Below are 13,051 nucleotides of genomic sequence, written 5' to 3'. Positions count from 1 at the left end.
AGGGGTTATGGCAGACGTCACACCTTGCCCCCGTAAACCCTTGCCTTCCAGGAGGGATTCCAAAGGGGTCACCCCTTTGGCCGCCGGAGGCATTCTTGAACATGCTCCGGCGGCCGCCAAATGAAGGAAAAGAGCATGCACTACGACATGGTGTTCCACCTCGATCAGGGCCAGGACGAACTGAACATTGCGCTGAGCAACATCGCCAATGTCTTCAAAGCCCTGCCGGATGAGAAGTTTACCCTCGTCCTGCTGGTCAACGGGCCGGCCATACAACTCATGGTCAAGGACACGGACAACTGCGAAAAGCTCCTGGAACTGTGCGGCCAGGGGTTGGAGCTTCGGGTCTGCAACAACGCGCTCACCCATTTCAACATCGCACCCGAATCGCTGTGCCCGGCCTGCCGCATCGTTCCCGCCGGCATCCTCGAACTCGTCAACCTGACACGCCAGGGCTTTGCCTACATCAAGCCCTAAGGCGAAGCCACGGCAGACCAATGCACCCAACACCCGCCCAGCTTCTGCAAAAGCACAAGCTCTTTAGCAAATTAAGCGGCCAGGTCGTCTGGAATCTGGCCGAAGAGGCCGGCGCCGACGAAAGCCAGCTCGATGCCTTCATGGCCTTTTTCGAAGCCCAAAAGGAGCGGGCCACCGCCCTTCTGGAAGCCCTGGCCCGCGATCCGGACAGCTGGCTCATCCTCGAACTGGACGCCGCCGCAGCGGCCTGCCCGGCCTGCACCCGGCTGGCCGGTCTGGCCGTCCCGGCCACGCACCCGGATCTGCTCGACTACCTGCCGCCCTTTGGCCTGGGCTGCCCCCTGACCGGCCGTCCGGGCCTCCCGGCCCAAGCCCAGGACAGGGCCGCCGCATCCCTGCCACCGGCCCCGGTCCACAAACTGTGCTGCGACCGGCGGCCCCTGACCCTGCTGCTGGCCGAACTCCCGCACACCTTGTAACACCCGCTTTCGTTGCAGAAGTCTGCCGTCAAGCTTCACACCGACGCTATCGCCCGGCCAACGCTCTTTCCTGTTCCCGCTGCCGCCCATCGCCACAGCAACGCCCCTTCCCTTTTGCCCCTTGTGGGGGGGCTAAGGCCCCAACCGTCGGGCCTCTTTTCCCGTGCTGGCCGCCAAACGGCAACGGCCGCCGGCCGTCCGCGATGCAGGCGGACGACCGGCGGCCGTCGTTACGGGCAAGGCCCCGGAGGCGTCCCTGGCAGGGACGCCGCAAGCGGTCTACGGCCCGATGTAGATCGGCGGCAGATAGAGCTGGATGCCCGGAGCCGGACGGGGCACCGGGCGGCAGGCTCCGGCTTCCCAGAACGTGCCCGGCGGGCAGACCGGCGGCGGCGGTGGCGCGTACGGATACGGGTAATAGCCCGGCACCGGGACCGGCACCGGGACATACGGCACCGGCATACAACCGCGCGGACCGTCCCAGAAATAGCCCGGCGGACAGGGCCGCCGCGCCTCGGCCTCACCCGCCACGGCCACGGCGGCCAGTACGAAACCGGCCAACAGGCATAGACAGAGCAGTTTTTTCATATCGATCTCCTGGCTTGGGGCAGGCCGGGAAAGGCGGCCAAGCCCCGCATTTGCCTTGTGGCACACTCACCCGGGCTTGGCAAGATGGACGGGTCAGGGCGCGCCCTGGCCGAGGCTTATCTGGCGGATGATGCCCGACAGCCGCTCCATGGAGGCGTCAAAAGCCGCCCGGTTTTTGGCCTCGCCGCCAACAAAGGCGGCCAGTGCGGCCACGCACTCCCGCTCCACTTCGTAAAACCCGATCAACTGCCCGAGATCGCGCCGTTCCTCCGGCCCAAGCCGCCCCATGAGCCGATCCTTGAAGACGCCCGCGACCAGCTCGGCATAGCGCCCCATGTCGGCCAAAACCCGGCCGGCCTGCTCCCGGCTGACCAGCCCCTTCTCATAGCGGGCTGCCAACCCGGCCAGGGCCTCATGGCCAAGCACCAGCCCCTGCCCGGCCAACATGCCGATGGTCTGCAACATGGCCTCGCGGCCGGGGTCCCTGGCCGTCTGGGCCAGGGCCGCCGAAGATGCCACAAGACTGACCGCCACAACCAGTCCGAGAAGACGCCGCGCAAACCCCATGCAAACCTCCTTGGGTTCCCATCCACCCTGCCGCAACCGAAAGCCGGCGACAACCCCTTGCCCGGCCGCACCATCACAGCTATCTGCCTGACATCGCCCAAGGAGGCTCCCATGCGCATCGACTGCAACTGCAATGCCGACATCCTGTTCGAACTCACTTACGAAACAGCCGGTCGCTGCCACACGTCCCGCCTCTTCGGGCGCAAAGCCAATTTCTGGCGCGATATTTTCCCCAAGGACATGGCGCAGCGCCTGACCGGCCTCGTCGCCGGACAGTCCGTCCATCTCCCCCTGGCCCCGGGCGACGACATTCCGGCCCGCGATCCGGCCAAAATCATCACGCTGCCCCGGACTGCCTTTGCCCCCAAACCGGTCAACGGCCGCAGCCTGGCCCCGCAGCCCGGCCGCTTCTATCCCCAGGGCGTGCTCCAGGGACTGCCCGGCGTCTACCCCTCCACGGCCACGCCCTTCCGCTGCCTGGAGGCCACGGCCGAAACCATCGTCTGCGACCGCAACCATCCCCTGGCCGGGCTTGCCGCCGACCTCTCCGCCACCATCCTCGACGTGCGGCCCAAGCCCTGCGAAACCGGCGGCTCCCTGCACGTGTGGATCGAGGAAATCCTCGACGGTCCCGGCATCGAAACCCGCCTGCCGGACCGCGGCACCACCTTCCTGGCCGAAGACGGCGACCTCTCCCGCACCGACAACGCCCCGGACGCCGCCTTCTACCAGCACCCGCGCCTGATCTCCCATATCGACGCCAAGGCCCGGGAACGCCTGACCAACTGCTACGCCGGTATCCTGAGGCCCGGCGATGCCGTCCTCGATCTCATGACCTCCCACCTCTCCCACCTGCCGCCGGATATCCCGCTGGCCTCGGTGGCCGGCCTGGGACTGAGCGCGGCCGAACTGGACGCCAACCCGGCCCTGACCAGCCGCACCGTCCACGACCTCAACGCCGACCCGACCCTCCCCTACCCCGATGCCGCCTTAAACGTCGTGCTGTGCGCCATGTCCATCGAATATCTCACCAACCCATCAGCCGTATTGGCCGAAGCCAGCCGCGTCCTGGCTCCGGGCGGCCGCCTCGTCGTCAGCTTCTCCAACCGCTGGTTTCCCCAGAAAACCGTGCGTCTGTGGACCGAACTGCACGAATTCGAGCGCCTCGGCTGCATCGCCTCGCTTATCGAACAGACCCCGGGCCTGGGCTCGGTCGCCACCCTGGCCGAACGCGGCTGGCCCCGGCCGGCCGACGCCAAAGACCGCCACTGGCCGCTTCACCAGCAAAGCGATCCCTTGTTCGTTGTGACCGCCCGGCGGGCATAGCCTGGATGGTGAAAGGAAAAAACGAAGATCGGGCCGCTGCCCGAACCACCGGAGGGCACCTCCCCGGACCTCTCGGTGGGGAAGGCGCAGCTAAAAAAACTGGAAAACCGTTTTGCTAGGAGGAGATGCCATTGTCGCAGCTCTGAGCCGTGACTCTGGCCACAAGAATCGACCCCTCGTGTTGACGGGCCAGGGCTAGATCATAAGCCATCTGCAACCGCAACCATGTCTCAGGCGTACTGCCGAAGGCTTTTGACAGGCGAATGGCCATTTCAGGTGAAATGCCAGCCTTGCCATTGACAATATTATTGAGTGCCTGCCGACTGACGCCAAGAGCCTTGGCCCCCATTGGTGACGCTCAGACCGAAAGGTTCAAGACAATCAAACCGCACAATCGATCCTGGATGCGGCGGATTTTTCATCATCTCATTGTCCCTCAATGATAGTCACAGTAATTGACGTCCGTGACATTCTGTCCTGCGAAACGAAAAACAATCCGCCAATTCGCCCGAATGGTGATGCTCCACAAACCTGCTCGTTCACCCTTGAGAGAATGCAGCCTGTATCCCGGCAGATCGAGATCTTCGGGCCGGGTTGCCTGATCAAGGACGGCCAGAATACGCCACACTTTTTCCACATGCTCCTGGTTGAGACCACGGCGGTCATCGTCTTCGTACAAGCGCCGTAGACCGCGATGTTGAAAACCCAGGATCATGAACTGCATGTATAGCGACAATTGTCACTTGTCAATAATCCACGTCCACTATTGCCTTTCCCGGGCGAACCTCCCATGCGGCAAAGCCGCCAAGCGCTCCGCGCCCCACAGTCTGCCCACCCTCCCATCCCCGCATTTGCCCCTTACCCCGTCCGCACCATGCGCGCCCATCCAGGGGGTCCGGGGGGGATGATCCCCCCCGGCGGGTCCAGGGCAGCGCCCTGGTGGGGTCCGGGGCGACGCCCCAGTTCTCCTCTCCCCCCTTCGTCTAGGCCTGGGCGCAGTCGCCGGGGTCGCCGCGCAGTTTGTCCAGGCCGTGGGGGATGGCGGGCATGAGGGCGGCCAGGGTTTCGCGCACGGCTTTGGGGGAGCCGGGCACATTGACGATGATGGCCTGGCCAAGCGTGCCGGCCACGGCGCGCGAGAGCATGGCGTGGTGGGTTTTGGCCAGCGAGGCCAGGAGCATGGCGGTCTCGAAGCCGGGCAGGCGTTTTTCGATAACGGCCAGGGTGGCTTCGGGGGTGGTGTCGCGCGGGGAGAGGCCGGTGCCGCCGGTGGTGACGATGAGGTCAAAGCCCTGGGTCAGGGCCAGATCGACGAGCAGGGCTTTGAGTTGGGCTGGTTCGTCGGGCAGGATATGGCCTTTGGCCAGACTTATGGACAGGGAGGCGGAGCAGGTTTCGGCAATGGCCGGGCCGGCGGCATCGACGCGAAGGCCCTGGCTGCCTTTGTCGCTTAGGGTGATCCAGGCCAGGGCGATGCCCTGGCGGTTTGGGCAAAAGCTGGTTTCGCCGGCCGGGAGCCGGCCCGGCGTTATGGCCTTGGCGGCCAGAACACGGCTGGCCGGGACATCGCCGTGGCCGGGGCGGGAGTGGACGCCGATGATTTGCAAGACCGGGCTGCCGCTTGCCGGGGTCAGCGTGGTCGCGACCGAGAGCCGGGGCAGGCGTCCGGAGGCGACAAGGCCCGGGGCGTAGTCCGGGGCGTCGGTTTCGAGGATATGGAGCCGGTCGTTTGCGACGAGGCTGCAGCTGGCGGCGGTGGAGAGGATGAATCCCATGGCGGCATCCTTTGCGGGCCTTGCGGTTTTTTGGAGGTTGGGTCAAAAGCGTGGCAACGATACGTCCGGCATGGACGGCTTATCAAGTGAGGAAACTGGATGAAAGGCATCATCTTGGCCGGTGGTTCCGGTACGCGGCTCTATCCCATCACGCGGGTGGTGAGCAAACAGCTTTTGCCCATATACGACAAGCCCATGATCTATTACCCGCTGTCCGTGCTGATGTTGGCCGGCATCCGGGATATTTTAATCATTTCGACGCCGACGGATCTGCCGCGTTTCCAGGAGATGCTTGGCGACGGCAGGAGCCTTGGCGTGACGTTCACCTACAAGGTGCAGCCCAAGCCTGAGGGTTTGGCCCAGGCGTTTTTGCTGGGCAAGGAATTTATCGGCAACGACTCGGTGTGTCTGGTGCTTGGCGACAACATCTTCTACGGCCAGGGGCTGGCCTCGGTGTTGCAGCAAAGCGCCCGGCTCAAGGAAGGCGGCGTGGTCTTCGGCTACAAGGTGCGCGATCCCAAGCGGTATGGCGTTGTCGAGTTCGACGCCGAGCGAAACGTCATCAGCATCGAGGAGAAGCCGGAGCATCCCAAGTCCAAGTTTGCGGTGACGGGGCTGTATTTTTACGACAACGACGTGGTGTCGGTGGCCGAGGGGCTTCGGCCCTCGCCCCGGGGCGAGCTTGAGATCACGGATCTCAACAACGTCTACCTGCAGCGCGGCAAGCTCAAGGTGGAGTTTCTCGGGCGCGGCTATGCCTGGCTGGATACCGGCACCCACGAGTCGCTGCTGCACGCCTCGAGCTTTGTCCAGGCCATCCAGGAACGCCAGGGCGTGCTGGTGGCCTGCATCGAGGAGATTGCCTACCGCATGGGTTATATTGATGCCGGGCAGGTGGAGCATCTGGCCAAGGACATGCTGAAAAACGATTACGGCCAGTATCTGATGGAAATGATCCGCGAAGCCTAGGCTGCTGCGGTTTTCCGGTTTTCGGGCGGGGAGCGGACTCCCCGCCCTTTTTCTTGGCCATGCCCCGGCGGCAGGTGAAAAGGCCGCCAGATGCCGGACAAAAAAGAAAGCCGCCCGGAGGCGGCTTGCAATCGGGACCAGCCGGCCCAAAGCGCCAGCGTGGCCTAGTGGTGGTCTTCCTTGAGGAACTGGCGGATACGGATGAAGGCCGTGGTGACGATAATGGCCATGTAGACGTAGATGGCCGTAACCCCGAAGAAGCCCTGCTCGGTGGAATGGCCCATATTCGTGATGAGTTCCGAAACCATGCTCATAGCCGCTACTCCTTCGGATCGGGTGGATCGTGAAATTGGTGACGAACTTCATACGCCGGATGCGGCCTTTCCGTCAACCACTCCATGGGTTTTCTGCCCGGCCCGGCCGGCGCCAGCCGGCCCGGACCGGACTTCGGTGCAGCGAAAGTCTCTTCCGTTTTTGTGAAAGTCGGGTTAGAAAAGGGAATTGGAGAGGTGTTCCGTGGCCAAGCCCCTGCACCAGCCGCCCACCCGGGGCATTATCACAGCCTTGGCGGCCGGTGGCGTCACAGCGCTTGTCCTGGCCCTGGCCCTGCTGACGGCTGCGGACTGGTATCGGCTGCAACCGGGGCCGGCCTGGGACCTCTGGCAACGCAACGCCCTGTCTCTGGCCATTCTTGTCTGTGTACTCCTGCCCGGGGCACTGGTCGGATGGCTTGTGGACCGGGAGCGCCGGCTTCGCCGCCATCTTTCCGGCCAGGCCGCCGAAGTCGCCGTGGCCAAGGCCGATCTGGCCCGCACCCACCGGGCGCTTGTGGCTTTAAGCGCCATCAACCATGAGTTGATCCGGGTTACTGACCGCGAGGGATTTTTCAACCGCATCTGCCAGATCATGGTGGAGCAATCCAGCTACAGCCTGGTCTGGGTGGGCATGATCGAGCCGGGACCGGACAAGCGGGTGCGGGTTGCGGCCCGGGCCGGCCTGGACGCTGCCTGGCTCGACGATCTGGGCATCCGCTGGGACGAGTCCCCCCGGGGACAAGGGCCCACCGGCACGGCCATCCGGGAAGCGCGCGTGGTCATCTTCCCCAATATGCATGATGCGCCGTTTTTCCAGGCCTGGCCAAACCGGCCGGCCGAGCTTGAGCGCTATCACAGCGCCTTGTCGGTTCCGTTGCGAGTGGCCGGGCGTGCGGCCGGGGCCATCACCATCTACGAATTGTCCCAACGGGATTTCAGCGACGCCGAGATCGGACTGCTCACCCAGATGGCCGACGATGTCTCGTACGGGCTGGAATTCCTGCGCCTGGGCCTTGGCCGGGAACGGACCTCGAAATTGTTGCGCCAGGCCCTGCGGGCCGGTGCGGCCATGTCCCGCACCGCTCTGGAACTGGCGGCCGGGGGCCAGGACCTGCGCGCCCTGGCCGGCCACGTTCTGCGCCACGCCCTTTGGCTGACGGGCAGCCCCCTGGGAGCCGTCGGCATGGTGGCCCGGCCCACCGGCCGCCTGGACTGGCTGGCCGTGACCCAGGACAATGGCTCCATCCGCTCCCTGCGGCCTGAGGAGTGCGACCTCTTCCAGGACGATGCCGGCAGGTTCGGCGGTCCCTTCGCAGCCACCCTCAACGAGGGTGCCCCGCTCCTGGTCAACCGGCCGACCACGCTTGACGGCTACGGCCCGGCCCAGCGCGGCCTGGAGCGGGTGTCGCGCTTTCTGGCCCTGCCGCTGCGCCCGGCCGGCGAGGGGCCGACCGGCCTCATTTTGCTGGCCGATGCCGCCGCGCCTTATGCCGACCGGGATATCCGGGCCGTTGGCCGGCTGGCCGTGCTTTTCGAGATGGCGGTCACCCGGCGGCGTGTCGAGGAAGAACTCATCTCGGCCAAGCGCCGGGCCGAAGCGGCCAGCGAGGCCAAGACCCAGTTTCTGGCCAATATCAGCCATGAACTGCGCACACCCATAAACGGCATCCTGGGCATGGCCCAGCTGGCCGTGCTTGAGGGCAAGGACGGCGGCGAGACGGAATACTGGCAGACGGTGCGCGACGCCACGGACCGGCTGGTGGAGATCGTGGACAATCTGCTGGAGCTGGCCAATGTCGAGTCCGGGTCGCTCTCGCCCATGCTGCGGGAATTCGGCCTGCGCCGGCTGCTCGATTCGCTGCGCAGCTCCTTTTCGGTGCGGGCCGGGCTGGCCGGCCTGACCTTTGACCTCGATGTCGACGCCACGCTGCCGGACAAGCTCCTGGGCGATCCTTTCCGGCTGCGCCAGATTCTGTCCAATCTGATCGACAACGCCATCCGTTTCACCCCGGCCGGGGGCATCTCGGTGCGGGTGCGCCGCTACGAACCAAACCAGTCCGGCGGGACGCGGCGGGTGTTCGTGGCCGGCGATTTCAGCGGCGTGAGCCTTGCGTTTAGCGTCACCGACACCGGCATCGGCATCGCACCCGACAAACTGGCCGCCATTTTCGAGAGTTTCGCCCTGGGCGAGGATTACCTGACCAAGCGCTACGGCGGCACCGGCATGGGGCTTTCCATCGCCCGCCGGCTGGCCGAACTGCTTGGCGGCAGCATCTGGGTGGAGAGCCAGCCAGCCTATGGCAGCACGTTTTACCTGACCGTGCCCCTGTGGCCGGTGGTCGCGGCAACGGACGAAGAAAACCCGGAGAAGGCCGGACCGATCACGCTGCCGCCGCTTCGGATCATGGTGGTGGAAGACGAGGCCATCAACCGTCTGGCCCTGGCCCGGGGGCTGCGCAAGCTCGGCCACGACGTCATCGAGGCCGGCAACGGCGAGGATGCCTTGCGCCGCCTGTCCATGGAGCGGGTGGACGTGGTGGTGATGGACGTGCAGATGCCGGTGATGGACGGGCTGACGGCCGTGGCCCACATCCGAAACGGCGAGGTGCCCGGCACCAACCGCCGCCTGCCGGTGGTGGCGCTGACGGCCTACGCCCTGGAAGGCGACCGGCAACGCTTTTTAAACGCCGGCATGGACGAGTTCGTGACCAAGCCCTGCGACATGGACCAACTGCTTCGCGCCGTGGCCAAGGTGGTGGAGGTTAAGCCGGCGGCAGGCTAGGCCAACCGCTGCCGGTCCAGGCTGCGCAGATTGACCGCCTCGGCCAGATGCTCCACCCGCAGTTCGGCCTCGGCGTCGAGGTCGGCGATGGTGCGGGCGATGCGCAAAATGCGCGTGTGCGACCGGGCCGACAGGCCCAGACGCCGCACCGCACCCTCCAAAAAGGCATGGCCCTCGGCCGAGAGCCGGCAATGGGTGGACAGGGCGCGGCCGGACAGCCGGCCGTTGACCGTGATCGGCATCCCGGCATAGCGCGCCGCCTGCACCTCGCGGGCGACCAAAACACGCTGGCGCATCACCGCCGAGGTGACCGGCGAGGCATCGGCCTTGAGGTCCTTGTACGGCACGGCCGGCACCTCCACCTGCAAATCGATGCGGTCGAGAAGCGGCCCGGACAGGCGCGCGCGGTAACGCCGCACCTCGGCGTCGCCGCAGGTGCAGGCGTGGCGTTCGTCGCCAAGGTAGCCGCAGGGGCAGGGATTCATGGCGCAAAGCAGCATCACGTCGGCCGGATAGGACAGGGACACCGCTGCCCGGGCAATGGTCACCTTGCCGTCTTCCAGCGGCTGGCGCAGCACTTCCAGCACCGATTTCTTGAACTCCGGCAGTTCGTCGAGAAAAAGCACGCCCCGATGGGCCATGGACACCTCGCCCGGCCGGGGATAGGAGCCGCCGCCGATCAGGCCGGCGTCGGAAATGGTGTGGTGGGGGCTGCGAAAAGGGCGCACGGTGAGAAGGCCCTGGCCGTCCAGCCGCCCGGCCACGGAATAGATGGTGGTGACCTCGAGCGCCTCCTCGAAATCAAGCGGCGGCAGCACCGTCGGCATCCGCTTGGCCAGCATGGTCTTGCCCGAACCCGGCGGGCCGATGAAAAGGAGGTTGTGCCCGCCGGCCGCCGCAATCTCCACCGCCCGCTTGGCGTGTTCCTGGCCCTTGACCTCGGAAAAATCCTCGGCAAAGGCGGCGTCCACGGCATCGGGCACAAAGGGCAGGGGCGTGGCCGGCGAAAGCGCCTCTTCGCCGGTGAAAAACCGCAGCACCTCCAGGAGCGAACCGGCGGCATAGACGGTCAGCCCCTCCACGGCCGCAGCCTCGGCCGCATTGCCCCGGGGCACGATCAGTCCTTTGGCTCCCTCGCGCCGGGCCAGGGCGGCCAGGGGCAAAATGCCGGACACCGGGCGCAGTTCGCCGGTCAGCGACAGTTCCCCGGCCATGAAATAGCCGTTGACCGCCTCGGCCGGAAAGGCGTCCACCGCCGCCAGCAAGGCCAGGGCCAGGGGCAGGTCGTAGGCCGAACCTTCCTTGCGCATGTCGGCCGGAGCCAGATTGACGGTGATGCGGGCCGGCGGCAACTTGAGCCCGGCGTTGCGCAACGCGGCAAACACCCGCTCCTTGCTCTCACGCACCGCCCCCTCGGCCAGACCCACCATGGAAAACGACGGCATCCCTTGTCGGGCCAGATCGACCTCCAGGGATACCGGGTAGGCCTCAATGCCAAGCAACGCTGCCGTACGTATTGCGGAAAGACTCATAATGGTTGCATAACCGATACCGTTCCCCCGGTCGCCGTGCAAGGATTTTAGCGGTGCCGGGCTTTTCATTTCATGGCAGCGATGATAGTCGCAACAAAGCGTCGCACTCAGGCATCCCGTTCACCATTGACCCCCCGGAACGGCCAACGGCAATGAAACTCCCGCGCTATTTCCTGATCCGTTCCGTTGGCGGTGCAGTCCTGGTGACGCTTGTGTGCGTCAACACCGTACTGCTCGCCCTCTTCGGGATCATCGACTATTACGGCGAGAAACGCCGAATTCAGGAAGAACTGCGCTACGACCTGTCCGTTATCGCAGACCAGCTCACGGCCAATCTAAGCGAGCCCCTGTGGTTCATGGAAAAAGGCCATGTCGACCGGCTCCTTGCCGGAGTCATGCAAAACGACCGCGTGGCTGCCGTGGTGCTGCTCCCTCCCGAAGGCAACGGCATCCTGGCCGGACAGGGCCGGGATCGCAGCTGGCGTTCCTCCCCCCTGACCACCCGTCCGGCCATGGAAAACGTGGTGGTCGAAAAGCGGGCCATCTACTACGGCGACGCCCTGGTCGGCGTGGCCGAGATCCAGCTGACCCTGCGCTTCATGGACGAGGCCCTCAACCGATCCATCGCTTTGATCATCCTGCGCATTTTCGGGCTAAACGCCGCCCTGGCCATGATCCTCGTCCTGGTGCTGCGCCGCCAGATCATCACGCCCCTGGCCCGCCTGGAACGCTATGCCGCACGCGTGGCCCAGGGCGGCAGCGCCGAAGACCGCCCCGACGGCCTGCGCGGCGAACTCGACAGCCTCTCCCGGGCCATGGAAGAAATGGTGCGCCGCATCTCGGCGGCCCAGCGCAAATACCGCGATATTTTCGAGAACGCCACGGAAGGCATCTTCCAGACCACCCTCGAAGGCCGCCTGCTCTCGGCCAATGCCGCCCTGGCCCGCATGATCGGCTACGAATCCCCGGCGGCCGTGATTGAAGCCATTACCGACGTCGGCAAACAACTCTACCACGACAGCAAGGACCGGGAACAGCTTGTGGGCCGGCTCCTTGACCAGGAGGCCGTGACCGGATTCCAGACCCGGTTCATGCGCCGCGACCGGCAGGCCATCTGGGTGCTGGTCAACATCCGTCTGGTGCGCGACCCCAACGGCCGGCCGCTGTATACCGAAGGGACCGTCACCGACATCACCGCCCGGGTCCGGGCCGAACGCCGCCTGGGAATCTTAAACCGCCACCTGCGCGAAGCCGTCAAGGAACGCAGCGGCCGTCTGGCCGTCAAGGCCGCCGAACTCGAAGCCGCCAACGCCCGGCTTCAGGAACTCGACCGGCTCAAATCCGGCTTCCTGGCCACCGTTTCCCACGACCTGCGCACCCCGCTGACCTCGATCATGGGCTTTGCCAAGCTCATCGCCCGGGATTTCAACAAATTTTTCGCCCCCTTTGCCTCAGCCCACGAACGGCTCACCCGGCAGGCCGAACGCATCACCGCCAACCTCGGCATCATCGAAAACGAGGGCGAACGCCTGACCAGGCTCATAAACGACTTCCTGGACCTGTCCAAAATCGAGGCCGGACGCGCCCAGTGGCGCGATACCGAGGTGGACGTGGCCGCTGCCCTGCTGCGGGCCGCCGATGCAGTGAACGCCGATTTCGCGGACAAGCCCGAGGTCCGCTTCACCATGTCCATAACCGGCGACCTGCCGCCGCTTTGGATCGACCCCGACCGGCTCACCCAGGTGCTGGTCAATCTGCTCGGCAATGCCGCCAAATTCACCGACCAGGGCACCGTCACCCTGACGGCCAGCGCCGACGGCACCCTCCTTCGCGTCCGGGTCTCGGATACCGGCCAGGGTATCATGCGGGAATCGCTGGAAAAAATTTTCGACAAGTTCCATCAGGCCCAGGCCGGCGACACGGTCGAAGAAAACCGCCGCCGCAAAGGCACCGGCCTCGGACTGGCCATTTGCCGCCAGATCGTCGAGCACTACCAGGGCCGCATCTGGGCCGAATCGGAACTCGGACGCGGCAGCACCTTCATCATGGAACTGCCCCTGGCCCGCCCGGCCGAAGACCCGGGAACAGCCGGGTCCGAGTAGGAAGAGTGGGGGAGGGAGAAGAGAAAGATAAAGATAAAGATAAAGATAAAGAGTGCCTCCGGCGGCCGGGGGTGTACAACCGGGAACATCGGTAACAGCCTGACCGGGTACATGGGTAACAGGTTTATCGGGTCAAATTA

General features: G+C 65.3%; 13 protein-coding genes. 6 read left to right on the top strand and 7 right to left on the bottom strand.

The annotated features are described in order from the left end of the window. Nucleotides 1-135 precede the first annotated feature (135 nt). Together DVDV_RS19730 and DVDV_RS22520 are read left to right on the top strand one after the other, a co-directional pair. Nucleotides 136-477 carry a DsrE family protein gene (locus DVDV_RS19730; protein WP_075356300.1) on the top strand — a complete coding sequence of 114 codons (342 nt, stop codon included), beginning with the start codon at nucleotides 136-138 and terminating at the stop codon, nucleotides 475-477. A 20-nt stretch (nucleotides 478-497) separates the two neighbouring features. Next, entirely contained in the window at nucleotides 498-956 is a 459-nt protein-coding gene (locus DVDV_RS22520) for a hypothetical protein (protein WP_075356298.1), read from the top strand. 279 nt (nucleotides 957-1,235) lie between these two features. Here the strand turns inward: DVDV_RS22520 and DVDV_RS19720 are convergent, their stop codons facing one another. Beyond that, the gene (locus DVDV_RS19720; protein WP_075356297.1) at nucleotides 1,236-1,544 is read right to left on the bottom strand and encodes a hypothetical protein; all 309 of its coding nucleotides are present in this window, start codon (nucleotides 1,542-1,544) and stop codon (nucleotides 1,236-1,238) included. Between the two features lie 93 nt (nucleotides 1,545-1,637). Then, a complete protein-coding gene (locus DVDV_RS19715) occupies nucleotides 1,638-2,111 on the bottom strand; it encodes a hypothetical protein (protein WP_075356296.1) in 474 nt (157 codons plus the stop codon). A 111-nt stretch (nucleotides 2,112-2,222) separates the two neighbouring features. On the opposite strand from DVDV_RS19715, the gene DVDV_RS19710 reads away from it, so the two are divergent. Next, nucleotides 2,223-3,437: a methyltransferase domain-containing protein gene (locus DVDV_RS19710; protein ID WP_075356295.1), complete on the top strand. Its 1,215-nt coding sequence runs from the start codon at nucleotides 2,223-2,225 to the stop codon at nucleotides 3,435-3,437. 115 nt (nucleotides 3,438-3,552) lie between these two features. Here DVDV_RS19710 and DVDV_RS19705 read toward each other — a convergent pair whose 3' ends face one another. The 3 genes from DVDV_RS19705 to DVDV_RS19690 form a co-directional block, all read right to left on the bottom strand. Continuing rightward, a complete protein-coding gene (locus tag DVDV_RS19705) occupies nucleotides 3,553-3,786 on the bottom strand; it encodes a HigA family addiction module antitoxin (protein ID WP_254845456.1) in 234 nt (77 codons plus the stop codon). 87 nt (nucleotides 3,787-3,873) lie between these two features. Then, entirely contained in the window at nucleotides 3,874-4,152 is a 279-nt protein-coding gene (locus DVDV_RS19700; protein WP_075356299.1) for a type II toxin-antitoxin system RelE/ParE family toxin, read from the bottom strand. Between the two features lie 268 nt (nucleotides 4,153-4,420). Beyond that, a complete protein-coding gene (locus DVDV_RS19690; protein WP_075356293.1) occupies nucleotides 4,421-5,212 on the bottom strand; it encodes a molybdenum cofactor biosynthesis protein B in 792 nt (263 codons plus the stop codon). Nucleotides 5,213-5,311: 99 nt separating this feature from the next. Between DVDV_RS19690 and rfbA the strand changes: the two genes are divergently transcribed. Further along, nucleotides 5,312-6,181 carry a glucose-1-phosphate thymidylyltransferase RfbA gene (rfbA, locus tag DVDV_RS19685; protein ID WP_075356292.1) on the top strand — a complete coding sequence of 290 codons (870 nt, stop codon included), beginning with the start codon at nucleotides 5,312-5,314 and terminating at the stop codon, nucleotides 6,179-6,181. Between the two features lie 164 nt (nucleotides 6,182-6,345). On the opposite strand, the gene DVDV_RS22865 is transcribed toward rfbA, so the two are convergent. Then, nucleotides 6,346-6,495, bottom strand: coding sequence for a hypothetical protein (locus tag DVDV_RS22865; RefSeq protein WP_175577138.1), 150 nt, complete (start codon nucleotides 6,493-6,495; stop codon nucleotides 6,346-6,348). A gap of 202 nt (nucleotides 6,496-6,697) precedes the next feature. Here DVDV_RS22865 and DVDV_RS19680 point away from each other — a divergent pair, with 202 nt between their 5' ends. After that, nucleotides 6,698-9,277, top strand: a complete 2,580-nt coding sequence (locus tag DVDV_RS19680) for a GAF domain-containing hybrid sensor histidine kinase/response regulator (protein WP_075356291.1) — start codon at nucleotides 6,698-6,700, stop codon at nucleotides 9,275-9,277. On the opposite strand, the gene DVDV_RS19675 is transcribed toward DVDV_RS19680, so the two are convergent. Then, on the bottom strand, nucleotides 9,274-10,809 hold the full coding sequence (locus DVDV_RS19675) for a YifB family Mg chelatase-like AAA ATPase (RefSeq protein ID WP_075356290.1): 1,536 nt from the start codon (nucleotides 10,807-10,809) through the stop codon (nucleotides 9,274-9,276). The two genes, DVDV_RS19680 and DVDV_RS19675, sit on opposite strands and share 4 nt — an antisense overlap. A gap of 152 nt (nucleotides 10,810-10,961) precedes the next feature. Here DVDV_RS19675 and DVDV_RS19670 point away from each other — a divergent pair, with 152 nt between their 5' ends. Further along, nucleotides 10,962-12,911 carry a PAS domain-containing sensor histidine kinase gene (locus tag DVDV_RS19670; protein ID WP_075356289.1) on the top strand — a complete coding sequence of 650 codons (1,950 nt, stop codon included), beginning with the start codon at nucleotides 10,962-10,964 and terminating at the stop codon, nucleotides 12,909-12,911. The last annotated feature ends 140 nt before the right edge of the window (nucleotides 12,912-13,051 follow it).

The organism is Desulfovibrio sp. DV (assembly GCF_001936595.1).
In the GTDB taxonomy this organism is placed as follows: Bacteria; Desulfobacterota; Desulfovibrionia; order Desulfovibrionales; family Desulfovibrionaceae; genus Solidesulfovibrio.
Note: the sequence above shows the minus strand (reverse complement) of the source record. Positions and strands in the feature narration are given on the sequence as shown.